This is a genomic window from Streptomyces sp. PU-14G (assembly GCF_041028275.1).
Taxonomy (GTDB): Bacteria; Actinomycetota; Actinomycetes; order Streptomycetales; family Streptomycetaceae; genus Streptomyces.
On record NZ_JASKYT010000713.1, the window covers coordinates 1 to 1,283 of the forward strand.

The window sequence follows — 1,283 nt, forward strand, 5'->3', positions numbered from 1 at the left end:
CGGAGAAGGCCGAGGCACCCCCCACCCCCGAGGCCGCCGAGGCCGCACCCGAGGTGGAGACCCCCGCGCCGACCGCGGGCCGCCTCGTGCGGCTGCGCGCCCGGCTGTCCCGCTCCCAGAACTCCCTGGGCAAGGGGCTGCTGACCCTGCTGTCCCGGGAGCACCTGGACGAGGAGACCTGGGAAGAGGTCGAGGACACCCTGCTGACCGCCGACGTCGGCGTCGGCCCCACCCAGGAGCTGGTCGAACGGCTGCGCGAGCGCGTCCGGGTGCTCGGCACCCGCACCCCCGACGAGCTGCGCACCCTGCTGCGCGAGGAGCTGCTCACCCTCGTCGGCCCCGACCTCGACCGCACCGTCCACACCGAGGCGCAGGGGGCCGTCGACCGCCCCGGCGTCGTCCTCGTCGTCGGCGTCAACGGCACCGGCAAGACCACCACCACGGGCAAGCTCGCCCGGGTGCTGGTGGCGGACGGCAAGTCCGTGGTGCTGGGTGCCGCCGACACCTTCCGTGCGGCAGCCGCCGATCAGCTGGAGACCTGGGGCACCCGCGTGGGTGCGCGTACGGTTCGCGGCCCCGAGGGCGGAGACCCGGCCTCGGTCGCCTTCGACGCCGTCAAACAGGGCACCGAGGCGAGCGCCGACGTGGTGCTGATCGACACGGCGGGCCGGCTGCACACCAAGACCGGGCTCATGGACGAGCTCGGCAAGGTCAAGCGCGTCGTGGAGAAGCAGGGCCCCGTGGACGAGGTGCTGCTGGTGCTGGACGCCACGACGGGCCAGAACGGTCTGGTGCAGGCCCGGGTCTTCGCCGAGGTCGTGGACATCACCGGCATCGTCCTGACCAAGCTGGACGGCACCGCCAAGGGCGGCATCGTCGTCGCCGTGCAGCGCGAGCTGGGCGTCCCCGTCAAGCTCGTGGGCCTGGGCGAGGGCGCCGACGACCTGGCGCCGTTCGAGCCCGAGGCGTTCGTCGACGCCCTGGTCGAGGAGGCCTGAGCCGACGATCGGGGCGGCCTGAGCCGACGCCCTGGTCGGGGAGCCTGCCGCTGCCCTGATCGGGGAGCCTGCCGCCGCCCTGATCGGGGTGGGGGCCGACACCGTGGCCCGGGGGCCCCCGGGCCACGGTGKCGGCCCGGCCGACGATCGGGGCGGCCTGAGCCGACGCCCTGGTCGGGGAGCCTGCCGCTGCCCTGATCGGGGAGCCTGCCGCCGCCCTGATCGGGGTGGGGGCCGACACCGTGGCCCGGGGGCCCCCGGGAGGCCCCCGGGAGGTCCGGGGGG

At 75.7% G+C, this 1,283-nt stretch carries 1 protein-coding gene; it reads left to right on the forward strand.

The features are described 5' to 3' along the window. Window positions 1–998: signal recognition particle-docking protein FtsY (ftsY, locus tag AB8Z75_RS34900; RefSeq protein WP_369209150.1), on the forward strand; the 998-nt coding region annotated here is incomplete at its 5' end. Window positions 999–1,283 lie beyond the last annotated feature (285 nt).